General features: G+C 70.9%; 18 protein-coding genes and 2 pseudogenes. 7 read left to right on the top strand and 13 right to left on the bottom strand.

All coding sequences use genetic code 11. The features are described from left to right. Complete coding sequence (locus AB0H32_RS17850; protein ID WP_361120817.1) at positions 1-1,836, bottom strand: glycoside hydrolase family 15 protein; 1,836 nt, start codon at positions 1,834-1,836, stop codon at positions 1-3. A 1,161-nt stretch (positions 1,837-2,997) separates the two neighbouring features. Here AB0H32_RS17850 and AB0H32_RS17845 point away from each other — a divergent pair. Then, positions 2,998-3,339 (top strand): hypothetical protein, encoded by a 342-nt coding sequence (locus tag AB0H32_RS17845; protein WP_361120814.1) that lies wholly within the window; start codon positions 2,998-3,000, stop codon positions 3,337-3,339. 49 nt (positions 3,340-3,388) lie between these two features. Here the strand turns inward: AB0H32_RS17845 and AB0H32_RS17840 are convergent, their stop codons facing one another. After that, positions 3,389-4,090, bottom strand: coding sequence for a hypothetical protein (locus AB0H32_RS17840; RefSeq protein ID WP_361120867.1), 702 nt, complete (start codon positions 4,088-4,090; stop codon positions 3,389-3,391). 155 nt (positions 4,091-4,245) lie between these two features. Next, positions 4,246-4,386 (bottom strand): annotated as a pseudogene (locus AB0H32_RS17835) (amidase family protein); the annotation flags it as partial. 199 nt (positions 4,387-4,585) lie between these two features. Between AB0H32_RS17835 and AB0H32_RS17830 the strand changes: the two are divergent. Beyond that, complete coding sequence (locus AB0H32_RS17830) at positions 4,586-6,652, top strand: discoidin domain-containing protein (RefSeq protein WP_361120811.1); 2,067 nt, start codon at positions 4,586-4,588, stop codon at positions 6,650-6,652. 353 nt (positions 6,653-7,005) lie between these two features. Here the strand turns inward: AB0H32_RS17830 and AB0H32_RS17825 are convergent, their stop codons facing one another. After that, positions 7,006-7,629, bottom strand: a complete 624-nt coding sequence (locus tag AB0H32_RS17825) for a TetR/AcrR family transcriptional regulator (protein ID WP_361120808.1) — start codon at positions 7,627-7,629, stop codon at positions 7,006-7,008. 61 nt (positions 7,630-7,690) lie between these two features. On the opposite strand from AB0H32_RS17825, the pseudogene AB0H32_RS17820 reads away from it, so the two are divergent. The 5 genes and pseudogenes from AB0H32_RS17820 to AB0H32_RS17800 form a co-directional block, all read left to right on the top strand. Further along, positions 7,691-7,786: pseudogene (locus AB0H32_RS17820) on the top strand (family 1 glycosylhydrolase); the annotation flags it as partial. Positions 7,787-8,679: 893 nt separating this feature from the next. Then, the gene (locus tag AB0H32_RS17815; RefSeq protein ID WP_361120806.1) at positions 8,680-9,045 is read left to right on the top strand and encodes a hypothetical protein; all 366 of its coding nucleotides are present in this window, start codon (positions 8,680-8,682) and stop codon (positions 9,043-9,045) included. After that, complete coding sequence (locus tag AB0H32_RS17810) at positions 9,035-13,315, top strand: DUF6531 domain-containing protein (protein ID WP_361120804.1); 4,281 nt, start codon at positions 9,035-9,037, stop codon at positions 13,313-13,315. Before AB0H32_RS17815 ends, AB0H32_RS17810 begins: the two co-directional genes overlap by 11 nt. Continuing rightward, the gene (locus tag AB0H32_RS17805; RefSeq protein ID WP_361120800.1) at positions 13,312-13,773 is read left to right on the top strand and encodes a hypothetical protein; all 462 of its coding nucleotides are present in this window, start codon (positions 13,312-13,314) and stop codon (positions 13,771-13,773) included. Before AB0H32_RS17810 ends, AB0H32_RS17805 begins: the two co-directional genes overlap by 4 nt. Before the next feature lie 184 nt (positions 13,774-13,957). Further along, positions 13,958-14,416: a hypothetical protein gene (locus AB0H32_RS17800; protein WP_361120798.1), complete on the top strand. Its 459-nt coding sequence runs from the start codon at positions 13,958-13,960 to the stop codon at positions 14,414-14,416. Positions 14,417-14,448: 32 nt separating this feature from the next. Here the strand turns inward: AB0H32_RS17800 and araD are convergent, their stop codons facing one another. The 9 genes from araD to AB0H32_RS17755 form a co-directional block, all read right to left on the bottom strand. Then, the gene (gene araD / locus AB0H32_RS17795) at positions 14,449-16,182 is read right to left on the bottom strand and encodes an L-arabinonate dehydratase (RefSeq protein WP_361120794.1); all 1,734 of its coding nucleotides are present in this window, start codon (positions 16,180-16,182) and stop codon (positions 14,449-14,451) included. Then, positions 16,179-17,090: a dihydrodipicolinate synthase family protein gene (locus AB0H32_RS17790; protein ID WP_361120791.1), complete on the bottom strand. Its 912-nt coding sequence runs from the start codon at positions 17,088-17,090 to the stop codon at positions 16,179-16,181. Before AB0H32_RS17790 ends, araD begins: the two co-directional genes overlap by 4 nt. Further along, positions 17,087-17,743, bottom strand: coding sequence for a GntR family transcriptional regulator (locus AB0H32_RS17785; protein WP_361120788.1), 657 nt, complete (start codon positions 17,741-17,743; stop codon positions 17,087-17,089). The genes AB0H32_RS17790 and AB0H32_RS17785 overlap by 4 nt, the downstream gene beginning before the upstream one ends. Before the next feature lie 130 nt (positions 17,744-17,873). Next, positions 17,874-18,635 carry an MBL fold metallo-hydrolase gene (locus AB0H32_RS17780; protein WP_361120786.1) on the bottom strand — a complete coding sequence of 254 codons (762 nt, stop codon included), beginning with the start codon at positions 18,633-18,635 and terminating at the stop codon, positions 17,874-17,876. 35 nt (positions 18,636-18,670) lie between these two features. Beyond that, positions 18,671-19,198 (bottom strand): DUF6368 family protein, encoded by a 528-nt coding sequence (locus tag AB0H32_RS17775; protein ID WP_361120784.1) that lies wholly within the window; start codon positions 19,196-19,198, stop codon positions 18,671-18,673. A gap of 27 nt (positions 19,199-19,225) precedes the next feature. Further along, positions 19,226-19,813: a TIGR03086 family metal-binding protein gene (locus AB0H32_RS17770; RefSeq protein ID WP_361120781.1), complete on the bottom strand. Its 588-nt coding sequence runs from the start codon at positions 19,811-19,813 to the stop codon at positions 19,226-19,228. After that, positions 19,810-20,265 carry a DUF6010 family protein gene (locus AB0H32_RS17765; RefSeq protein WP_361120778.1) on the bottom strand — a complete coding sequence of 152 codons (456 nt, stop codon included), beginning with the start codon at positions 20,263-20,265 and terminating at the stop codon, positions 19,810-19,812. Before AB0H32_RS17765 ends, AB0H32_RS17770 begins: the two co-directional genes overlap by 4 nt. A gap of 276 nt (positions 20,266-20,541) precedes the next feature. Next, a complete protein-coding gene (locus tag AB0H32_RS17760) occupies positions 20,542-21,705 on the bottom strand; it encodes a hypothetical protein (RefSeq protein WP_361120775.1) in 1,164 nt (387 codons plus the stop codon). Next, entirely contained in the window at positions 21,702-22,643 is a 942-nt protein-coding gene (locus AB0H32_RS17755; RefSeq protein ID WP_361120772.1) for a 5-dehydro-4-deoxyglucarate dehydratase, read from the bottom strand. Before AB0H32_RS17755 ends, AB0H32_RS17760 begins: the two co-directional genes overlap by 4 nt. Between the last annotated feature and the right edge of the window lie 87 nt (positions 22,644-22,730).

The raw sequence follows: 22,730 nt of genomic DNA, 5'->3' as shown, positions 1-22,730 counted from the left end.
TTATGGGTGTGTGCCTCCAGCCGGTTGGGGGGCCGCTTCGGCGGCGCGGATGGCGCGGGCTGCGTTGATGAGGCCGATGTGGCTGAAGGCTTGAGGGAAGTTCCCGAGGGCTTCGCCGGTGCGGGTGTCCACTTCTTCGGGGAGGAGGCCGATGTCGTTGGCGTGGCTGAGTGCCCTTTCGAAGACCTGGCGGGCGCGTGTGATCTGGCTGGTCTCGGCGAGGGCTTGGGCGAGCCAGAAGGTGCACAGCAGGAAGGTGCCCTCGTCGTTGTCGATGTCGTCCTGGAGATAGCGCCTTACCAGGCCGCGAGAATCGGTCAGCTGTCGTGCGATCGTCTCGACGGTGGAGCGCACGCGGGGGTCCGTGCCCGGGAGGAAACCGACGAGGGGCAGCATCAGCGCGGAGGCGTCAAGTTGCCGGCTGCCGAATGTCTGGGTGAATGCCCTGGCCTGGCGGTTGAATCCCTGGTTCTCGATGGCCTCGCGGATCTGTTCGCGAATGTGCTGCCAGTCGGTGACGCGGTCTTGGGCGTTCAGGGCGGGCGCCAGATCGATAGCGCGGTCCAGTGCGACCCAGCACATGAGTTTGGAGTGCAGGAAGTGGCGGGCTGGTCCGCGTCCCTCCCAGATGCCCTGGTCGGGCTCGGTCCAGCGGTGTGCGGCTGCTTCAGCGCACTGACGCAGGAAGGAACGGATGGGCGGGTCGAGCGGCACGTCGGGCGGCAGTGTCTGGTGGGCCGCGTCCAGGAGTTCGCCGTAGACGTCGAGCTGGCATTGGCGCCATGCGCCGTTGCCGACGCGCACCGGGGCGCTGCCGCGCCAGCCGGACAGGTGCGGCAGCACGCGTTCGCTCAGGTCGTGCTCTCCGCCGATGCCGTACATGACCTGGAGGTCGACGCCTCGTTCCAGCTGTGTGGCGGCGGCTTGGGCGAGGAAGGTGAAGAAGTCGCCTTTCTCCTGCTTGCAGGCGGCGGTGGCCAGGGCCTGGAGGGTGAGGCTGGCGTCACGTACCCAGGTGTAGCGGTAGTCCCAGTTGCGGATGCCGCCGATCCGCTCGGGCAGCGAGGTGGTCGGCGCCGCGACGATGGCTCCGCTCGGGACGTAGGTCAGCGCGCGCAGCACGCGGCCGCTGTGGCGGACCTGTTCCTGCCAGGGGCCTGTGTAGGCGTCGTGGAGCGCGGACCAGGAACGCCAGCCCGCAGCGGTGTCGTCCAGCCGGGAGCGGACGCGGCGGCCGGGCCACGGCTTGGGGCCCTGTTCCCATGCCGGCGTCGCGGTCAGCGCGAGGTCGAGGCGGTCCCCGGCCTTCAGCGCGATCTCGCCGCGGGCAGTGGAACCCGACACCTGCAGGGTGAGGCTGGTGGACAGCATCAGGACGTGAGCGCCGCCGCGCGCCTCCAGACCGCCGTGGACCGGCGCCATGACGGGCTGGACCAGCCCGAACTCCGGACGCGGGGCGTAGTCGACGGCGACGTCAAGTTGTCCGTGTGTGCAGGTGATCTGGCGCAGCAGCACTCCTGGGGAGGACTTTCCCATGGCGTGGCCGCGCTCGCGCTTGCCCAGGGCGAACGCGTCGAGCAGCACCGCCGTCCCGGTCGGCGTACAGAAGGTCGTTTCCAGGACGAGGGTCTGCGGCAGGTAGCGGCGGCTCACCTCGGCCGCCTCGACTGGGCGGATCGACCAGTGACCCGCGTCCTGGTCCAGCAGCCGTGCGAAGACCGCCGGGCCGTCGAAACGCGGGAGGCACAGCCAGTCCACGGACCCTGCGATACTGACCAGCGCCGCTGACCGGCAGTCCGAGAGCACTGCATAGTCGCCGATGGGCCGTTTACTCACGTAGCGCTTCCCTTCAGCGGCTGAGCCTCGCCTGCGCAGGGGCATCGACTCCGCCGGCGGCACTGGTGGTGGTCCGCACGTCATGATGTCGTCTCGGGCCTGTCCGCCGGCACGTGACACGAGCGAGCATGGGGCCGCGGGTCGCCGGCGAGCGGTGGCTGCGCTGCTGGCCCACCGGCCGCAAGGCCACTCCAAGGGTTCGACATGTTGAGGCGTGTCTTCGGCGGGTCATGTGCGGCTTCGCACGGTTCGCACTCCCCGCCCCGGAGCCGACGGTGTGACGGCAAAAGCCCCAGAGCAGGGGGCGGTGAGCCCAGCCACCCGCCCGGGGCAAACGAGGCCACACCAGTCAACGTCAGGTGCCTGCCCTCCAGCCGCCCACCACGCCGGTCCCCCTATGACCGCCACGACCAGGACGGCGGCAGTCATGTCAGCCACGCTGAGGTCATGGACGATGCTCCTTATGGGGAGCTCTTCCGCAAAGCTGCCGCAGGTCCGGAGCGACCACCCCGACGGTCACGATCGCGGCTGCGGGGACCATGACCATGCAGCGCCGCCACGACGGCCACTGCTGTCGCAGCGGCATCGGTCTGAGCCGCACCTCCTGTGACAGCCCGACCGCCGGAATACGGCGGCCACCACCTTGCTGCCAGGGCGGCGCTGGACGTCGTGCGCACTGAGAGGCCAGGCGGTCGAAGTACACCGGGGCCCGAGTTGACCTCCTGGCACGTGGGTTTCGGCCAGGATGTGTGGGAGTAGGCCGACATGGTGTTCCGGGGTGCGACGGCTACTGGGTTCAGCTGTCTACGAAGGTGCGGGGAGTGCGTGTGAGTACCGCCGGTTCAGCGGGAGCAAGCCCCTGGGAGCCCTGGAACAGCGGCCTCTACGCGCGAGCAGTCGACGCGCGGGAGGTCGATCTGTCACTGCGCGACGGGGAGGGCTGGTGTATGCCTCTGGACGTCGGCAGGTGGTCCCGGAGTGCGGACGCTGGGGACCAGTCGGTTGTGGAGCGGTGTGTGGGCCAGGTGCTGGACATCGGCTGCGGGGCCGCGGATCGTCGAAGCGCTGACTCTGAGTGGGCATCAAGCGCTCGGGATCGACGTGTGTCCCTCGGCCGTGGTCGCAACGGCCTGCCGGGGCTGCGCCGCGCGCAGAGGGTTCGTGTTCGATCCGCTGCCGGAGGAGGGCAGGTGGGACACGGCGCTGCTCATGGACGGGAACATCGGCATCGGTGGCGAGCCGCGCCTGCTCCTGCGACGCAGTCGGGATCTCGTCCATGATCAGGGGTTGCTGATTGTGGAAACCGCCCGCGCTGACGTGGACGAACGCCGACGCGTCCGCATCCATGTCGGGCAGCGGGCTGCCAGCCCCGTCTTTTCCTGGGCCGTCGTCGGCGCCCACGCCCTGATTCGATATGCCCAGTTGTCGGGCTGGACGGCCACCGAGGAGTGGACCACCAATTCGGCGGAGCGTCACTTCGTCGCCTTGCGCGCTCGTGCCTGAGCCCGTCTCTCCTCGCGTCGCGGCCTCAGACGCAACCAGGTTCGCACGATCACGGCGATGGCGAGGCGAGGAACAGGGAGGCCGCGATGGGCAGCCAGCGGTCCAGGAATCCGTCCGCCGACAGGCTGGCGTCAGCGGTGTACCGGCCGCCCTGGCGTAGGATCAGCGGCCACCACACCAGGAGCAAGACCCCCGCGACGGACTGCGCCAGAACCCCGGACGACTCGGCCCCGGCGGCGGCCCCGCGGGCCGGAGCCTGCTCGCGGCGACACGTAGCCGGTCTATCAGCCCCACGCGCGGTGGGGCGTCGGGGCAACGCCGGGCGGGGGTTCGCCGTTCGGACGGTCCGCCTGCCGCCGCTCGCCTCCACGCGAGACACCTCCAGCACGCAAACGCGACTGAACGGGTACAAGTGCTGGGGAGAGCATGCCGCACCCGAGGCACTTGGACCACGCCCGCGACACGCGGTAGCTATGCGGGCTCGGGCGCGGGCCGCCGCGTCGACGAAGTTCCGGGCGTACGGCGTCAGGTCGTCGGCCCGAGTCTGTGCGACCTCGGTGACCTGGGCGCCGAAGATGGTGGAGAAGTGGCCGGCGACGGCCGTTGGCGGATCGGCTTTCGTCCAGGGGAGTTCGATCTCCTCGACGCGCGCGCCCGCGTCTGCGAGGGCCGCCGTGGTGGGACGAAGGTTCGCCTCGACCTCGGGGTGAACGTCGTACTCGCCGAGGCGTAAGCACAGCGCGATCCGCATCCCCGCCACGTCGTCGTACGCCCGTGGGGAGGGTCAGCTCGGGGTGGATGGTGGTGTGGTAGCGCGGGTCGGGGCCGCAGAGGGCGTTCCGGAGGGCGATGACGTCGTCGACGGTGCGGGCCGTGGGGCGCTTCGAAGTCGACGGTGCTGGTGAACGCGGCCGGGATGCGGGTCAAGCCACCGATGCCGGATGCCGGTGCCAGCAGGGTTGTACCGGCGGCGAGTGCGGCACCGGCGCCGCCGGACGAACCGCCCGGAGTGAACTCGGTGTTCCACGGGTTGCGGGTGACGCCCCACAGGCGGGTGTGGTGTACGTCGCGATGGAGAACGCGGGGGCGTGGTGCGGGCAGGGATGATGCCGCTCGCGCCTTCTCGGGCGCGAGGCCCCCGGTGGAGTGATCTTCGATAGCCCCCGTCAGGGGGTTGGCGTTGCGAGCTCGCGTCTCTAACGTATGAGCGGAATATGAGCCCCGCTCACATTTAAGGATCCATGCGATGACCATGGTTCAACCTCAGCACCGCAGACTCAGATCCCTCACGGTGGCGTCATTGCTCCTCGCCGTGATGGCCCTGGTGCTCGGTCCGATGCCAAGCTCCGCGGCGGAGTCCAACTGGTGGGATCCGTCCGCGCGGCCCGCGCCCGATTCGCAGATCAACGTCACTGGTGAGCCCTTCAAGGGCACCGACGCCCACGGGCGCGTCAGGGGCTTCGTCGACGCCCACGACCACATCATGTCCAACGAGGGATTCGGCGGCCGGCTGATCTGCGGCAAGCCGTTCTCGGAGCAGGGCGTCGCCGACGCGCTCAAGGACTGCCCCGAGCACTACCCCGACGGCTCGCTCGCCATCTTCGACTTCGTCACCAAGGGCGGCGACGGCAGGCACGACCCGGTCGGCTGGCCCACGTTCAAGGACTGGCCCGCCCACGACTCGCTGACCCACCAGCAGAACTACTACGCCTGGATCGAGCGGGCATGGCGCGGTGGCCAGCGGGTGCTGGTCAACGACCTGGTCACCAACGGCGTGATCTGCTCGGTCTACTTCTTCAAGGACCGCAGCTGCGACGAGATGACCGCCATTCGTCTCGAGGCGCAGAAGTCGTACGACATGCAGGCCTTCATCGACAAGATGTACGGCGGCCCGGGCAAGGGCTGGTTCCGGATCGTCACCGACAGCGCGCAGGCCCGAGAGGTCATCGAGCAGGGCAAGTTGGCCGTCGTCCTGGGCGTCGAGACCTCGGAGCCGTTCGGCTGCAAGCAGATCCTGGATATCGCGCAGTGCAGCAGGGCGGACATCGACAGCGGCCTGGACGAGCTGTACAAACTGGGCGTGCGCAGCATGTTCCTGTGCCACAAGTTCGACAACGCTCTGTGCGGGGTGCGCTTCGACTCAGGCGCCCTCGGTACGGCCATCAACGTGGGCCAGTTCCTGTCGACCGGCACGTTCTGGAAGACGGAGACCTGCCGCGGCCCGCAGCACGACAACCCCATCGGCAACGCGGCGGCACCGGAGGCGGAGAAGCAGCTCCCGAAGGGCGTGGCCGTCCCCTCGTACGCCTCGGGTGCGCAGTGCAACACGCGCGGGCTGACCGACCTGGGTGCGTACGCGGTGCGCGGCATGATGAAACGCCACATGATGCTGGAGATAGACCACATGAGCGTCAAGGCCGCGGATCAGGCCTTCGACATCCTCGAGTCCGAGTCGTACCCGGGCGTCATCTCCTCGCACAGCTGGATGGACCTGGGCTGGACCGAACGGCTCTACAAGCTCGGCGGGTTCGCCGCCCAGTACATGAGCGGCTCCGAGGCGTTCAGTGCGGAGGCCAAACGCACGGACGCGCTGCGCGAGAAGTACAAGGTCGGCTACGGCTACGGCACCGACATGAACGGCGTCGGCGGCTGGCCGGCCCCACGGGGCGGGGACACCCCGAACCCGGTGAAGTACCCCTTCCGCAGCACGGACGGCGGCTCGGTGATCGACAAGCAGACCACCGGCGAACGCACGTGGGACTTCAACACCGACGGCGCGGCGCACTACGGCATGGTCCCGGACTGGATCGAGGACATCCGGATCGTCGGCGGCCAGGGGGTCGTGGACGACCTCTTCTCGGGCGCCGAGTCCTACCTCCACACCTGGGGGAACACCGAGAAGTACAAGGCCGGGGAGAACCTCGCCTCGGGCGCGGCCGCCACGGCGTCCTCATCGGAATGGTGGAACCCGTTCGTCAGCTTCAAACCCGGCAAGGCGGTGGACGGCGACACGGGCACCCGCTGGGCCAGCGAGTGGAACAACGACCAGTGGCTGCGCATCGATCTCGGATCCGCGAAGCCGGTCAAGCGCGTCACCCTCGACTGGGAGAGGGCGTACGCGAAGTCCTACCGCGTCGAGCTGTCGGAAGACGGCACGAACTGGAAGACGGTGTGGTCCACAGCCTCCGGTGACGGAGGCCTGGACACAGCGCGTTTCGCCGGAACTCAGGCGCGCTACGTACGGATCAAGGGGCTGGAGCGCGGCACCCAGTGGGGCTACTCACTGCGCGAGGTCGGCGTCTACGCCGACTGAGGCACCGGTGAGGAGGTGTCCAGGGCCACGGCCGGCCGGATCGGCTCTCCTGATCCGGCCGGCCCCGGCTGACCTGTCCGGCGCACTCGCGTCCCTGACGTATCAGCAGAACATGAGCCCAGCCCTCCTATGTCCTTGCCGCGGTCCGCCGAGGCGGGGAGAACCTCGGTGACCAGGGCGGTGTCGACGGCCAGGTCCCCGATCGCTGCGGTCGTGCTCGGCAGTCCGGGGGGCTACAGCTCGCTAGTTTCTCTGCTCCGCGGCCATGTCCGGGCTGGGCGCGGCATTGGTCTGGAAGGTCAAGAGCGTCCGTTGGAGCTCAGCCGGGCGCTGGACCACGAACTGGTTGCCAGTCACCGGAGCCGGTCGTTCAGATAGCCGTTGAGGACTCGTTTGCACTCGGCGATCAGCTGGGGGTCGCCCTGCGGATCGGCACGGAAGGCCAGTTTCAGCACGCTGTCCGCGCACTCCAGGGCCACCCGCACAGCGATCTCAAGTTCGGCGTTGTCCTGGACACCGGTCAGGGAGGCGGTCAGCGAGCGCAGCCGTCCGGCGACCGCGGTGTTGTTGTCCAGGGCCGGCTCCAGGATGTGGTCCTGTCCCGCCACGCCGAAGTCGACCACGCCGAAACCGGTGATCGTCCGGCGCATGGCGACGAACTCGTCGACGGTCACATCCACGATGCCCGAGATGCCGTCGGGCGCCTCGCGCTCCAGTCGGTCCGAGACCCGCTTCAGGAAGGACTCCAGATTGCGGGCGGCGAGCGCGCCGATCAGCCCCTCCCTGTCGGAGAAGAACTGGTAGAGGGTGCCGATGGGCACCTCGGCTCTGCGTGCCACCTCCTTGGTGGTCAGCGCGGCATAGCCGACCTCGTCCAGGAGTTCGGCGCAGGCGTCCAGCAGCCGTTCGAAGCGTTCGGCGCTGCGCTTCTGGACTGGCAGCCGGCGCAGCGTCCCTGCGGTGCGGTCTTGATTCACGCTTCCATCATCCCATCGGGCGGGCCAACGTGAGCACTACTCATGTTTTAGGGGGGTGTGCGTGACACTGGACCATCTGCCCGCGGACTTCATCTGGGGCGCCTCGACGGCGTCGTACCAGATCGAGGGCGCCACCAGGGAGGACGGTCGCGGACCGCGAGCGTGCGGTGGGCGGCGAAGATGGCCTGACCGTGCACCCCCGGCACCCCGGTGCCGACCATGATGCGCGCCCCCGGGGCACTGGCGCTGGAGCTCGACGAGCGCAAAGCGGTGCGGAACGCGGGGCGGTCAGGCGCCGGCAGCAGCCGGCCCATCGTGAGCATGGTGGCGGTGACGGCCTATCGGTAGGGTCGGGGTTGTCTTAGCGGAGGTTGGCGGATACGAACAGGGACAACGCCAACCGTCAGGTGCGGCTGAGCTTCCTCGGCTGATGCATGTGCCGGAACTGTAGCGTCGAGTTCCAGCCGCTCCCAATGCCCCTTGGCTCCTGCGGGAGCAGCCCGTGACCGTCTTGTTCCCTGGTGCGGTCGAGCGGCGGGATTTGAGCCCGCGACCTCTTGGTCCCGAATGAGGTTCGGCCGCTGGGCGTGCCAGGGCGGATGGCGCTTGCGCCGGTCATGGATGGGCTCCGGGTGGTCTCGCCTGACCTGGAAGGGGTTTGGGAGCGGGTCGGCTCCCGGATGGCTCCCAACGGATGGAGCCTCAGTCCCGTGCTGGTAGGGGGGATCGACGCGGATCGTGCCGGGGCGGCGATCGCTATGACGACGGCAGTCGCCGAAGATGTAAGGGTGAACGCGCCGGGTGTGGCGGCCCGGGCTGTGAAGCCGGGAGTGGATGGTGTGTCGAGGCGGCGGGCCAGCGCCACTTGATCTCTCTGCTGTGCGTACGCACGGCTGCCCTCCGGTAGCTCCGGAATGCCGCGCAACGTCGTTGCGGGGCGCTGCCTCACCGTCAGCACATTGCCTGTGCATGCCTTCAATATGACCTTCCCTTGACTCGCCTCCTCTAGGGTCAGAAGCCGCAGTTGCGAACCAGGGGGAGGCGGCGGCGATGGGCGACGGCAAGGTCCCCGGCAAGGTGCTGGACATCAAGACCGCCGACATCAAGGCGGCGGCACCGGCCTTCCACCAGGGAGCCATCGATCTGAGCAAGGCGTTGACCACCCTCATCAAGTCCCTGGACGGCCTGGGTGAGCCCTGGGGTCACGACGAGCAGGGCGACAAGTTCGGCAACGCCTACAAGCCGCAGCAGAAGAAGATCGAGAGCGCGGCGGGCATCCTGGTGCTCGGGCTGACGAGCATTCACGAGGCCATGGTCGACATGTCCGACGGAACCGTGGACAACGACCAGCTCATCGCCGGCATGTTCACCAAAGTGAAGACCGACAAGCAGAGCGACGGTGCCGGTGAGCGTTGAGGACAAGGCCCGCCACATCCTTCTCAAGCTGGGCCTGTGGTGGCCCGAGGCCGACTCCGGCCAGCTTCGGGAGGCCGCGAAGGCCTGGCGTACGTTCGCCGGGTCCGTCGACGATGTCCGCTCTCCCGTGCACCGCAGCGCGTCGTCGATCATCCACAACAACACCGGTGAGTCGATCGAGGCGTTCGACAAGTTCTGGGGCCGCTACGCCAAGGACCAGGACGGCGGCTGGCTCAGTGACCTCGCGAAGTCATCGCGGGAGATGGCCAACGCGCTGGAGAAGTTCGCCGACGCCATCGACGACGCGATCAACAAGCTCTGGACGCAGATCGGCATCGACGCGGCCGTGATCGCGGGCGGTGTGGCGCTGGCCTTCTTCACGGCGGGCCTGGCCTCCGGGGCGGCCGTCGCGGCGGCGGACGCCGTCATCGAGTTCGGTGCCACGATGGGCGTCGCGGTCACCACGACGGTGGCCGAGATCGCTGCCGGCACCCTCGTCGCCGCCGCGTTCGGCGGGGTCGAGTCGGTCGCCGTCGACCTCGCCATCGCCCAGCCGCTGAAGATGGCGACCGGTCTGCAGCACGGCTTCAGCCTCGACGAGGTCAACCAGGCCGCCAAGGACGGCATGATCTTCGGCGGCGCGCTGGGCGCGGGCAGCGGTGTGCTGAAGGCGGGCGTGGAAGGGCTCGGCGACACCCCGCTGCTGCTGCGCCCGCCCTCACTCCGCCCCGACCTGGTCGATCTGGGCCCGGCGGCCCGCAACGCCGAGCGCACCCCGTGCGTGGGCGAGCCGATCGACGTGGCGACCGGCGCGATGCTGATGACCCAGACGGACCTGGCTCTTCCCGGAAGCCTGCCACTGGAGTTCACCCGCACCCACCTCTCCTCGTACCGGGGCGGCGTCCGCTTCGGCCCGACCTGGACATCGACCCTGGACGAGTGCCTCCAGATCGACGGCGAGGGCGTCGTCTTCGCCGCGGCCGACGGCATGCGCCTGGTGTACCCGGTGCCGGAACCGGGCGTTCCGACCATGCCGCTCAAGGGCGCCCGCTGGCCCCTGGAGTGGGACGGCACAGCGGACGGCGCGATGACGGTCACCGACCCCGTGACGGGTGCGGTCCGCACCTTCGGCGCACCGGTACCCTCCCCCACCTTCGGCGTCTTCCACCTGGCGCTGGACTCCTGGAACGACCGCAACGGCAACCGCATCGACGTCGAACGCGACGATGAGGGCATCCCGTTCGGCATCCGCCATTCGGGCGGCTACTACGTCGCCGTGGACACCCAGGGCCCCCGCATCACGGCCCTGCGCCTGCTGGACGAGCCGCCGTCCCGCTACCACCCGGGCACGGCACCCGACGAGGGCACGGTCGTGATGCGCTACGGCTACGACGCCTCCGGCAACCTCACGGAGGTCGTCAACTCCAGCGGCGAGCCCCTGCGCTTCACCTACGACGCCGAGGGCCGCGTCACCCGCTGGACCGACCGCAACGGCACCTGGTTCGGCTACGTCTACGACGAGCGCGGCCGGGTGGCCCGCACCGAGGGTGTCGACGGCATCCTCTCCGGCACCCTGGCCTACGACGACACGGCCCGCACGACGACGTACACGGACTCGCAGGGCCACGTCTCGGTCCACCGGTACAACGCCGAAGGGCTGGTGGTGGAGGAGACGGACCCCCTCGGGCACATCACCCGTACGGAGTGGGCCGAGTACGGCGACCAGCCGCTGTCGGTCACCGACGCCCTCGGCCACACCACCCGGTACTCCTACGACGTCTCCGGCCTCGTCACCGAACTCACTCTGCCCGACGGCTCGGTGGCCCGGGCGGTCTACAACGCGCTCGGCCTGCCGACCCGGTTCGTCGAGCCGGGCGGCGCGGTCTGGCGGCACACGTACGACGAGCGGGGCAATCTGCTGGCGACGGTCGACCCGCTCGGTGCCGAGACCCGGTACGTGTACAACGATGCGGGCCATCCGACGGAGATCACCGACGCCCTCGGCCACACCCGTACGGTCGCCTACGACGGCGCCGGTCTCCCCCTCGCCCTCACCGACGAACTGGGCCGCACGACGACCGTCCGCCGGGACTCCTTCGGCCGGGTGATCGAGGTGACGGACCCGCTGATGCATCGAACCCGCCTGGGCTGGACGACGGAGGGCAGGCCCTCCTGGCGCGAACAGCCCGACGGCACGCGCGAGTCGTGGACCTGGGACGCCGAGGGCAACCTGCTCGCCCACACCGACCCCGCCGGGAACACCACCCGCCACACGGTGGGCCATTTCGGTGTGCCGGCCACCCGTACGGAGGCGGACGGAGCGCAGTACGAGTTCGTCTACGACACCGAGCTGCGTCTGACGTCCGTCGCCAACCCGCAGGGCCTGACCTGGTCGTACAGCTACGACGAAGCGGGCCGGCCGACCGCGGAGACGGACTTCAACGGCCGTACCCTCACCTACACGCACGGCGCCGACGGGCAGCTGGCCGCCCGCACCAACGGCGCCGGGGAGACGCTGCGCTACGCCAGGGACCCGCTCGGCCGGGTCGTGGAGCAGCACTCGGACGCCGGTGATGTCACGACGTTCGCCTACGGCCCCGACGGCGGGCTGTGCCGTGCGGCCAACGCGGACGCCGAGATCGCCCTGGAGCGTGACCTGCTCGGCCGGGTGCTGTCGGAGACCGTGAACGGCCGGACGACCACACATGTCCACGACGCCGTCGGGCGCCGTGTCCGAAGGTCGACACCTTCCGGGCTGGTCTCGGAGTGGACGTACGACCCGGCGGGACAGCCGCTCGCCCTGCGGTCGTCCGCGGGTTCGCTGGACTTCGGCCATGACGCCGCGGGCCGCGAGACACTGCGCGCCCTCGGTACGGAGGCCACCCTGGCCCAGACATGGAACGCGACGGGGCTGCTGACCGCGCAGACCCTGACCGCCGCCGCCTCGGACCGCCTCCTCCAGCACCGGACGTACGCCCACCGGGCGGACGGCAACCTCACCGAGATCCGGGAGCTGACGTCGGGCACCCGCCGGTTCGACCTGGACGGCATGGGCCGCGTCACCGCGATGCGTGCCCACGGCTGGAGCGAGACCTATGCCTACGACCCGGCGGGCAACGTCGTCCGGGCCACGACACCCGCCCATGAGGCAGCCGGTGAGCGCCGGTTCGAGGGCACGCTCGTCCGCTCGGCCGGCCGCACCTCGTACGAGCACGACGCCGAGGGCCGCCTCGTGCGCCGGACCCGCAAGCTGCTGAACGGCCAGACCCGCACCTGGACCTACGCCTGGAACGCCGAGGACCGCCTCACGGAGGCGACCGCCCCGGACGGCGGCCGCTGGCGGTACGCGTACGACCCGCTCGGCCGGCGCGTCTCCAAGCACCGCGTGACCGATGACGGCTCCGCGGCCGACCGTACGGACTTCGTATGGGACGACCTCTGTCTGGCCGAGCAGACCGCGCCGGACGGCTGGGTCACCACCTGGGACCACGCGCCGAACGGTCCCCGCCCGGTCGCCCAGACGGACCACAGGCCGGCGGCGCCGGCCGCCAACGCGTCGTTCCTGGCGCAGCTGGCGCTGGAGTCGGATCCCGGTCTCGACGCCCGGTTCCACGCCGTCGTCACCGACTCGATCGGCACGCCCACGGAACTGGTCACCTCGACCGGGGAGCTGGTCTGGCAGCGTCGTACCGGCCTGTGGGGCACTCATGTCCCCGCTCCGGAGGAGGACCGTTCGCCGGTCGACTGCCCGCTGCGCTTCCCGGGCCAGTACGCCGACCCCGAGACCGGCCTGCACTACAACGTGCACCGGTACTACGACCCGGAGACGGCGCGGTACATCAGCGCGGACCCGCTGGGGCTGCTCCCGGCGCCCGATCACCACGCCTACGTGCCGAACCCGCTGGGCTGGAGCGACCATCTCGGCCTCGCCGGGAAGGGCCCGACGGGGCCGCAGAACCCGCTGGACTTCGGGCAGGGGTACACAGGCCGGCGCGACCCCTTCCCTGTGGGCAACAAGGGAATGGACGTGGAAATCCACGTCTACGACAAGTCCATGCGCGAGGTCGGGCTGTACAACAGCCAGGGATGGTTCAATAAACATGGCATCAAAGCCTCGGAAGTCGAGGTCCCGCCCGCCGTGGAGAACGCCATCAAGGGACGGATGATCTACGAACTGCGGAAAATTGGCCGCATCGGCCCCAAGGGGACCGAGGACATCACCGGAGACAAATGGCGGCGACCGCCTCTCGCCGCGGAAGGTTGCAAATGAAGTACGTCACGGCCGAATGGGATTCCGGCGGGTTCTTCGTGGATCCACGGGCCTACCTGGCCGAACTCCCCAAACTCCGCGACCGGTTGCCGGCCGGGGCATGGGCATTCGCATCCGATCCGGCGCATTACGATTTGGGGCATGGCAACAGTCACTGCGTCAAGGATCTGGAGTTGTCCGGAATCCAGGTGGCCACCGACAAGAGCGGAGGGCTGACCCTGGAATTCGCTCCGAATCAGTGGAAGCACGACTCCGGGCTGCGCATCAGCTATTCAGGCGTGACACACTTCTCCATCGACTATGCGCACGCCATCAACTGGATGCTGGTCGACACCGTGCTCCTGGACGAGATCCTCCCGGACGAGGACGGCGGTTGCGCCCACGAGATCGCACTCACCGATGCGTCGATCACCGTCCGTTGCGATGACCTGCAGGCTGTATGGGGAGACGCGGGCTGAGCGCGGAAGCCGTCGACCGGCCGCGGTACCCACCAGTGTCCGGGCGGCGATGCCATGTCGGCCGAAGCCATGCCGAACCGGCTGCGACCAGGGCTGTACGTCTCCGTACCGGAGGCTCCCGAGACGGAGGACGGGCCGGTCGTCAGTATGGTGAGCGTGCGCCGGGACGGAGAGGATCCCGGCCATGAGATTCGCCCGGGCCTGCTGGAAGGACCACGGGTTCTTCCTGGATCCCTCCGCCTACCTGGCCGAACTGCCGCGCCTGCGTGGCGTCCTTCCGCCGGGCGCGTGGGCGTTCGCCTCCGACCCGCCTCACTACGACTTCGGGCTCGGCGAACGGTGCGTGAAGGACCTGGAGCCGGCCGGGGTCCATCTCGCCACCGACAAGAGCGGAGGGCTGGTCCTGGAGTTCGCGCCCAACCGGTGGAAACACGAGTCCGGCCTGCGCATCAGCTGCTCGGGCGTGACCCACTTCTGCATCGACCACGAGCACTCCGTCGACTGGATGCCGGTCGACACCGTGCTGCTCGACGAGATCCTCCCGGACGAGGACGGCGGTTGCGTCCACGAGATCGCGCTCACGGACGCGTCGATCACCGTCCGCTGCCAGGACCTCAGCGCGCAGTGGGGCAGCGGCAGCTGACGGCGTGGGGATTGCGGTGACCGCGGGTGTGTTCAGCCGGCGTACGGATCCGGGACCTTGCCGGGCCGGGCGAGGAACTCGAAGTCGCAGCCGGTGTCGGCCTGGGTGATCTGCCCGTTGTAGAGGACGCCGTAGCCACGCTCGGACCGGGCGGGCGGGGGCGTCCACGCGGTCCTGCGCCGCGCCATCTCCCCGCCGTCCACATGGAGATGCAGGCTGCGGGCCTCGACGTCCAGCGTGATGAGGTCCCCGGTGCGCACCAGCGCGAGCGGCCCGCCGATGTGCGCCTCCGGGGCCACGTGCAGCACACAGGCGCCGTAACTCGTGCCGCTCATCCGGGCGTCGGAGATCCGCACCATGTCGCGCACCCCCTGCTTGAGCAGGTGGTCCGGGATGGGGAGCATGCCGTACTCGGGCATGCCCGGGCCGCCCCTGGGACCGGCGCCGCGCAGCACCAGCACGCTGTCGGCGGTGATGCCGAGCGAGGGGTCGTCGATGGTGCGCTGCATGGTCCGGTAGTCGTCGAAGACCACGGCGGGCCCGGTGTGCCTCAGCAGCCGGGGCTCGGCGGCGATGTGCTTGATGACCGCCCCGTCCGGGCAGAGGTTGCCGCGCAGGACCGCGACCCCGCCCTCGCTCGCGACCGGGTTGTCCCGGCGGCGGATGACGTCGTCGTGGTGGACCCGGGCACCGGCGAGCTGCTCGCGCAGGGTGTCGCACGACACCGTCGGGCGGTCCAGGTGGAGCAGATCAGGGATCCGGGAGAGGAAGCCGGGCAGGCCGCCCGCGAAGTGGAAGTCCTCCATCAGGTACGTACGGCCGCCGGGGCGGACGTTGGCGAGGACGGGCACGGTCCGCGCGATGCGGTCGAAGTCGTCCAGGGTGAGCCGCACCCCGGCGCGGCCGGCCATGGCGATCAGATGGATCACCGCGTTGGTGGAGCCACCGAGCCCCAGCACGGTGGTGACGGCGTCCTCGAAGGCCTCACGGGTGAGGATGTCGGAGAGTCTGAGGTCCCGGTGGACCAGTTCGACCGCGGTCAGACCCGCCCTGGCGGCCATCCGGTCGTGTCCCGAGTCGACCGCCGGGATGCTGGACGCGCCCGGCACGGTCACGCCGAGCGCCTCGGCGGCGGCCGTCAGCGTGGACGCCGTGCCCATGGTCATGCAGTGGCCCGGCGAGCGGGCCAGACCGCTCTCCAGCTCGGTCATCTCGCAGTCGCCGATGAGGCCGGCCCGCCTGTCGTCCCAGTACTTCCACATGTCGGTGCCGGAGCCGAGGACTTCGCCCCGCCAGTGGCCCGGGAGCATGGGCCCGGCCGGTACGAACACGGCGGGCAGGTCTGCGGACGCCGCGCCCATCAGCAGCGCCGGTGTGGACTTGTCGCAGCCGCCCATCAGGACGGCGCCGTCCACGGGATAGGACCGCAGCAGCTCCTCGGTCTCCATCGCGAGCAGGTTGCGGTAGAGCATCGGGGTCGGCTTCTGGAAGGTCTCGCTGAGGGTGGAGACCGGGAATTCGAGCGGGAAACCGCCGGCCTGCCAGACCCCGCGCTTGACGGCCTGCGCCCGGTCCCGCAGGTGCACATGGCAGGGGTTGATGTCGGACCAGGTGTTGAGGATGGCGACGACCGGCTTGCCCAGGTGCTCCTCGGGCAGATAGCCGAGCTGGCGGGTGCGGGCACGGTGGCTGAAGGAGCGCAGGCCGTCGGTGCCGTACCACCGGTGGCTGCGCAGCTCTTCCGGGCGCTTGCGGGGTGCGCTCATACGGGCCACCCGGCGGCGATGGCGGCGACCTCGGCGCGCCTGTCCTCGGGCAGCCGTCTGCTCGGCGGACGGACGTCCCTGCGGCACAGGCCGAGCGCGGCGAGAGCCTCCTTGACGACGGCTACGTTGTCGGCGGAGCCGTGGGCGGCGCGCAGTTCCTCGAAGCGGCGGATCTGTTCCCAGACCTTCATGGCGGCCGGGTAGTCGCCGGATCGCAGCGCTTCGATCATGTTCAGCGGGACGGCCGGGGCGACGTTCACGAGTCCCGAGGTGAAGCCGGTGGCGCCCGCGGAGAAGTAGGAGGGTGCGTAGGGCTCGGCGAGGCCCGCGATCCACACGAAGCGGTCCAGGCCCGCGTCCCGCGCGAAGGCCGCGAACCGGGCTGCGTCCGGGACGGCGTACTTCACGCCGATGACGTTCGGGCAGCGGTCGGCGAGTTCCGCGAGGCGGGCACCGGGCAGCCGGTCGTTGCGGAGGTAGGGGACCACGCCCAGCTCGGGCACGGACTCGGCGACGGCGCGGTGGTAGTCGACCCAGCCGGCGGCCGAGACGTAGGGGTGCACCGGCTGGTGGACCATCACCATGCGGGCACCCAGGTCGCGGGCGTGGCGGGCGGAGGCGATCGCGGTGGGCAGGTCGTGACCGACGCCGACGAGGACTTCGGCACGGCCGTCGGCCTCCGCCACGGTCGACTCGGTGACGAGGCGGCGCTCCTCGGGTGTGAGGGCGTAGAACTCGCCGGTGTTGCCGTTGGGGGTGAGGGTGCGGATCCCGCCGTCGAGCAGCCGGCGCAGCAGGGCCCGGTGGGTGTCCTCGGCGACGGAGCCGTCCTCGGCGAACGGGGTCACCGGGATGGCCACCACGTCGGCCAGGGCCGCCCGTTGGGTCTCGAACGTCACGCTGCTCATCGGTGGCCCTCCGCAAGCCGGGACTCGGGGAAAGCCCGTCGCACGAAGGACGCGATGTGGGCGTGCAGGGCGCTCGCCGCGCCGTCCGCGTCGCCCTCCAGCGCGAGCCGCAGGATCTCCCGGTGCTCGGCGGCCTCCCGGTCCCAGGACGGTTCGCCCGCCCAGGCCACGGCCGAGACGAGGGCGGCCTGGTCACGCACCTCGTCCAGCATCCGACCGAGCAGCGGGTTGCCGCACGGCAGGTAGAGGGCGCGGTGGAACTCCCGGTTGGCCAGGGAGCGTTCGGCGGTGTCGGCGGCGGCGTCGGCCCGGGTGAGGGCCTCGCGGGCGGCGTCGAGGGAGGCGCCGCGCACCACCGAGCGCCTCAGTGCCTCGGGTTCGAGGAGCAGCCGCACGTCGTAGACCTCGCGGGCCATGTCCCCGTCCACCCTGCGCACCGTGACGCCCTTGTACTGGTTCATCACGACGAGACCGGTCCCGGCGAGCGTCTTCAGCGCCTCCCGCACCGGGGTCTTGGACACCCCGAACTGCGCGGCCAGCTCCGTCTCGACCAGGGCGTGACCAGGGGGCAACTGCCCGGTCAGGATGCGGTGTTTGATCGCGTCCAGCACGTATTGCGTGCGGGAGGGGATCGGGGTGGGCACAAAGGTCATGCGGCCCTCTCGGATCTCACATATCGCGTCTCATATATGACGTACGAAGGACGACGCGTTGAAGGTAGGAGTGGGCCCGGGTTTCGTCAATGCTTCTGACAAAAGAAGGCGGGGAGCCGGGGCGGGCGGCTCAGACGGTACGGATGTCGCCCTCGACGGCGGCGTACGCGGGCCTGCCGAAGGCCCCCGCCGCGCGGGCGGTGGCCGCCTCGCGGGTGAGGGTGGGACCGACGTGGGTGACGAGCAGCTCGCGCACGCGCGCGTCCCGGGCGACACGACCGGCGTCCTCGGGCGTCAGATGGACCTGCTGGACGTGTTCGCCGTCGCGATGCTCGTCGATGTCCGCCTCGCACAGGAACAGATCGGCGCGGGAGGCGAGTTCGGTGAGTGCGGGGCAGGGCCCGCTGTCTCCCGAGTAGGCCAGCACGCTGCCCTGGCTCTCGGCGCGCAGCCCGTACGCCTCCGTGTCGTGGGCGACGGCGCGGGCGGTCAGACGGAGGTTCCAGTGCCGGACGTCGTGGCCGTCGTACAGGGCCCGGAAGTCGAAGACGCCCTTCAGGAACTCGACGTCCGGACGGCCGAAGAAGCCCGCCAGCCGGCGCGCGCAGTCCTGCGGCGCGTACACCGGGACCGGCGCGTGCGGGGTCATCCCGCCGAAGGCGAAGGCGTAGGCGGCGGCGAGGAGGTCGGCGCTGTGGTCGGCATGCAGATGCGAGATCCAGATCGCGGTGAGCCGGGCGGGATCCGTGTGCCGCTGCAACGCGGCGAACGAACCGGGCCCCGCGTCCACCCACACCTCGGCACCGCCGCCGGTCACCAGATAGCCGGAGCAGGGGCGGTCCGGACCCGGGTGCGGGGAGGCGGTGCCGAGAACGGTGAGGGTGAGTGGCATGGAGGGAGAGTACGACGCCCCGGACCCGCTCCGGCTCAATGGACCAACCGGAACCCGGGGTGACGCAGCCAGGCGGCGAGGAACTCGGCATCGCCGACGTGCCGGACGGCGCGCTCGCCGTCCGACGTGCCGTAGGACACCTCGGCCAGGGTGCCGGGGAAGCGCGAGGGCCCCTCGAACAGCATGCCGTCGAAGTCGATCAGTGCGTCCAGGCGCCGGGCCGCGCCGAGGGCGAGACGTCCCAGGGCCAGGTGGTCCGCCCGGCCCGGGCAACCGGCGATCAGGAGGAGCCCGTGCGCCGGAGCACACGGGAAGGCCGACCAGTCCTCGTCGTCGGCGGGGACGTCGTCGTCCACGCAAAGGGTGAAGCACCCGGTCTCGCCGACGTCCGCCTGCGGCGGCCCGAGCGGGCGGGTGTCGGTGATCCAGAAGTCGACGTCACCGTCTTCCCCGCGCCGGACGGGATCGCAGAAACTCTCCAGCCAGGGGAGGACACCGGCCACGGCGTCCTGGGCGCGACGCCCCTCGTCGAACAGCCACAGCCCCACGACCGGCCCCGCCATGACATCCCCCGCTCCCCGTCCCTGAGTCTACGGCCGCCAGCCGGGGTCCCGGCCGCTCAGCCCGACCGCCCGGTCCAGCAGCGGGGCGCCCTCCGGGACCGGCACGACCGGGCCGAAGAGGCCGCTGCCGCGGTTCGGGTCGTCGGCCGCGGCGCGCAGGAAGACGAGGGCCGAGTCGAGGGCGGCGGGGTCGGGGGCGTAGGACTGGCCGGTCGCGCGGGCCAGGTCCCAGCCGTGGATCACCAGCTCGTCGGCGACGACCGCGCCCGCGACGGTGCCGGGCAGGTGCACCCCGCCCGCGCGGGTCATGCCGGTCCAGGCGGCCGGGTCGCGCCAGGCGTCGGCCAGCTCGTCCAGCGCCTTGGCCAGCTCCTCGCGCCAGCCCGGTCCGATGTCCGGGACGGCGGAGTTCGGGTTGGTGTCGGTGGTCGCACCGAGATCCTTGCGGGCCGCGTCACGGAAGGCGACGGACAGCCCCAGCACGTGGCCCAGCAGGTTGCGGGCCGCCAGGTCCGGGCAGGGTGTCGGCGCCGACAGCTGGTCGTCGGTCACGGCCTCGGCGAGGCGTGCCACGATCCGAGTCTGGGGGCCGAGGTCGAGGATCATGTCGGTCATGGCTGGCTCCTGGGAGACGGCGAACCCTGTACGCCATGATGACCGGCCGGCTCCCGGAAACTCATCGGTGCCGCGCGGCCGCGCCGCCAGGGTGAACGGCCGCCTCCGAGGCACCACACCGCGATCACCGGGTCGCACAGCGCGCAGCCGAAGGACGAGTCGTGGGCGAACGGGACGATCGGGTGGCCCTTGAGGTGGTGCACCACGTCCCACGTGGTGTGCAGCAGCCAGCCGAGGCCGATGGACGTCCAGGAGTCCAGCCCGCGGTAGGCGACGTACGTGGCCACCGCCGTGAACGCGAACTCCCAGCCGCCGAGGCCCCCGCCGCTGAGGTAGGCGGCCCCGGCACCGGCGACCATGACCGCGTTGAAGCGGCGCCGGTGGGGTTCCGGGATCAGTGACATGAGCAGGACGTAGACCAGGCCGATGAGGATCGGTGCGATGTAGCGCATGGGGTCGACGCTATGAGCGGGCGGGAACTCGCCCCAGGGGCATTACTGACGGGTTCCGACGGATTGTCGCCGCCGTGTCCCGCGCGCGGACGGGCATGCTGCCGTGGGCGCCCGCCCCGGCCGGCCCGGCGCCGGGCACACTCGTCCCCGACCTCTTCCGGCACACCCGCCCGCCGACCGCTTCCGCCACACTCGCCCGGCCATCGTTCGGTCCCACTCGCCCGCCCACCGTTTCGGTCCCACTCGTCCGCCGACTGCTTCCGGTGCGCTCGCGGCTCAGTGCGCGGCGAGCGTCTCGCGCACCGCGGCGAGGTCGCCGTCCGACGCCAGCCCGGCGTGATACAGCCGCAGTTCGGTGGCGCCCCGGGCACGCGCGTGTGCCGCGTCCACCGCGAGCGTGCCGGGGCTGCCGCCCATCCCGGAGACCACCGTGAAGTTGGCGGCCAGGACCGTCCGCCCGCGCGCGTGCTCGGCGAAGGGCGCCAGCAGGGCCGTACCGCCCGTGCAGGGCACCACCACGCCGTCAGCGACGGAGAGGATGTGCGCGGGGTCGACGCCGGCGTTGGCGCCGCAGTGGTACGGCACCGGGTCCGCGTGCAGCAGGATCTGGAAGCCGTCGGGTGCGGCGGAGCGCACCGCGGTGACGGCCTCCTCCTGGAGGGTGCGGGCCGTGGTGTCGCGCCACGCGCGCGTGGCGGCCGCGGTGTCCTCGCCGAGCAGCTTCTCGACCGTCGGCCAGCCCTCGTCGTCCGCGGCACCCCGCCACAGCGGCTCCAGCGCCGTGCGCACGGCGGCCGCCAGCCCGTCCGCCTCCAGGCCCTGTTCGCCGTAGCCGGTGCTGCAGGCCGGGCAGAAGCAGAGTGCCATCAGGTACTGCCCGGCGTCCTTGAGGCCGACCCCGGACGTCTTGTCGTGGGCGTGCAGGTGCTGGAGCCCGTACCAGCCGAGGGACTCCAGTTCGGTGCCGTGCGCGCCGGGGCGTACCGCGGCCTCGGCGGCCAGGTCGACCAGGTACGCGCGCGTGGCGGGCTGGGCGATGCAGGGCGCCCACGGGTAGCGGTCGCCGTAGGCGTTGACGACGGAGGTGTCCGGATGTTCGGCGCCCAGCCGGGAGTTGTGCGCGAGGACGACCCAGGTGTGCACCTCCAGACCGGCCGCCGCGAGCGCCTCGGCGGCCTCGCCGTAAGCGTCCCCCGGTGCCCAGCGTCCGGCGGGGTACGGGCGCAGACCGCGGCCCGCCCAGCGGTGGTCCGGCGGGTAGAGGACGGCCGCGTACTCGGCGGTGACGATGCGGCGGCGGGGGTGGCGGGGGGTCAGGGCGCGGGTGGAGTGGTAGGCGGAGGCGAGGGTCGCCTGCCGCACGCCGAGCGCGGCGATCCGGGCGGGGGCCGCGCGGTCCCCGACGACGTCCCAGGGGTAGACGAACGCCGATGCCTTCACGCGTCCTCCTCCAGCAGCGCGTAGCCGCGCTCGATCAGCTGGGCGAGCTGCTTGACGTGGTCCTCGGCCGGCTCGTGCAGCGGGGGCCGGACCTCGCCCACGTCCAGGCCGCGCAGGCGTACGCCCGCCTTGACGAGCGAGACGGCGTAGCCGCGGCCCTGGGCGCGCAGTTCCACGAACGGGCGGTAGAAGCCGTCCAGGAGGCGGCGCACGGTGTCCTCGCCGCCGCTGTCCAGGGCCCGGTGGAAGGCGAGGGCGATCTCGGGGGCGAAGCAGAAGACGGCCGACGAGTAGAGGGTGACACCGAGGGCGCGGTAGGCCAGCTGGGTCTGCTCGGCGGTGGGCAGACCGTTGAAGTACAGGAAGTCGCCGGGGACCTCGGTGCGCACGGCGCTGACGATCCGCTGCATGAGGTCGAGGTCGCCAAGGCCGTCCTTGAGGCCGATGACGCCGTCGGTGCGGGCGAGTCCGACCACCGTCTGCGGGGTGAAGACGGCGTTGTCGCGCTGGTAGACGATCACCGGCAGGGAGGTGCCCGCGGCGACCTCCCGGTAGTGCCGCAGCAGGCCCTCCTGGCCGGCGAGGACGAGGTACGGCGGCATGGCGAGGAGCCCGTCGGCGCCCGCGTCCTCGGCCAGCCGCGCGTGGCGGACGGCGAGCGCGGTGCCGTAGCCGACGCCCGCGATCACCGGGACGCGCCCGTCGGCCGCCTCGACGGCCGCCCGGACGCAGGCCTCGAACTCCTCCGGCAGCAGTGCGTGGAACTCCCCGGTGCCGCAGCAGGCGAACACGGCGGCGGCCCCGGCCGCGACGCCGCGGCGCACATGGGTGCGGCAGACGTCGAGGTCGAGGGAGCCGTCGGGGCCGAAGGCCGTGACGGGGAAGAAGAGCGGCCCCTTCGGGGCGCGGAGCCGGGCGGCGAGAGGGGCTGGCGTCACGAGCGCTCCCTGTCGGTGCATGCTTCTGATCGGCGTCTATATTTCTGAACAACTTCACGCTACGGTCCCACTTCGGGACGGGTCAAG

Source organism: Streptomyces sp. NPDC020362 (assembly GCF_040642095.1).
Lineage (GTDB): Bacteria > Actinomycetota > Actinomycetes > Streptomycetales > Streptomycetaceae > Streptomyces.
Note: the sequence above shows the minus strand (reverse complement) of the source record. Positions and strands in the feature narration are given on the sequence as shown.

What these genes read in the sequence shown, in the direction of transcription:
- AB0H32_RS17840 (WP_361120867.1), bottom strand. Translation starts at nt 4,090, where the DNA reads ATGCGGATCGCGCTGTGCTTACGCCTCGGCGAGTACGACGTTCACCCC.
- AB0H32_RS17830 (WP_361120811.1), top strand. Translation starts at nt 4,586, where the DNA reads ATGACCATGGTTCAACCTCAGCACCGCAGACTCAGATCCCTCACGGTG.
- AB0H32_RS17815 (WP_361120806.1), top strand. Translation starts at nt 8,680, where the DNA reads ATGGGCGACGGCAAGGTCCCCGGCAAGGTGCTGGACATCAAGACCGCC.
- AB0H32_RS17805 (WP_361120800.1), top strand. Translation starts at nt 13,312, where the DNA reads ATGAAGTACGTCACGGCCGAATGGGATTCCGGCGGGTTCTTCGTGGAT.
- AB0H32_RS17800 (WP_361120798.1), top strand. Translation starts at nt 13,958, where the DNA reads ATGAGATTCGCCCGGGCCTGCTGGAAGGACCACGGGTTCTTCCTGGAT.
- araD (WP_361120794.1), bottom strand. Translation starts at nt 16,182, where the DNA reads ATGAGCGCACCCCGCAAGCGCCCGGAAGAGCTGCGCAGCCACCGGTGG.
- AB0H32_RS17790 (WP_361120791.1), bottom strand. Translation starts at nt 17,090, where the DNA reads ATGAGCAGCGTGACGTTCGAGACCCAACGGGCGGCCCTGGCCGACGTG.
- AB0H32_RS17785 (WP_361120788.1), bottom strand. Translation starts at nt 17,743, where the DNA reads ATGACCTTTGTGCCCACCCCGATCCCCTCCCGCACGCAATACGTGCTG.
- AB0H32_RS17780 (WP_361120786.1), bottom strand. Translation starts at nt 18,635, where the DNA reads ATGCCACTCACCCTCACCGTTCTCGGCACCGCCTCCCCGCACCCGGGT.
- AB0H32_RS17775 (WP_361120784.1), bottom strand. Translation starts at nt 19,198, where the DNA reads ATGGCGGGGCCGGTCGTGGGGCTGTGGCTGTTCGACGAGGGGCGTCGC.
- AB0H32_RS17770 (WP_361120781.1), bottom strand. Translation starts at nt 19,813, where the DNA reads ATGACCGACATGATCCTCGACCTCGGCCCCCAGACTCGGATCGTGGCA.
- AB0H32_RS17765 (WP_361120778.1), bottom strand. Translation starts at nt 20,265, where the DNA reads ATGCGCTACATCGCACCGATCCTCATCGGCCTGGTCTACGTCCTGCTC.